At 45.9% G+C, this 259-nt stretch carries 1 protein-coding gene; it reads left to right on the forward strand.

The features are described 5' to 3' along the window. Positions 1–259, forward strand: a 259-nt coding sequence (locus HMPREF3186_RS09250) for an SIALI-17 repeat-containing surface protein (RefSeq protein WP_197415039.1), incomplete at both ends; no start/stop codon positions are given.

Below are 259 nucleotides of genomic sequence, written 5' to 3' on the forward strand. Positions count from 1 at the left end.
CGGTTAACGAATTACCAGAGTATACTGATCCAGTATCGATAAAAGGAACACAAGAACCAGGACGCATTGGGGAATCAGCGGTTAACGAATTTCCAGAGTATACTGATCCAGTAGCGACAAAAGGAACACAAGAACTGGGGCACGAAGGAGAATCAGCAGTCCAAGAAGACTTGCCAGAATACACAAATCCAGTAGCAACAAAAGGAACGCAAGAGCCAGGACGCGAGGGAGAATCAGCGGTTAACGAATTACCAGAGTA

It is taken from the genome of Gemella haemolysans (assembly GCF_001553035.1).
Classification (GTDB): Bacteria; Bacillota; Bacilli; order Staphylococcales; family Gemellaceae; genus Gemella; species Gemella haemolysans_B.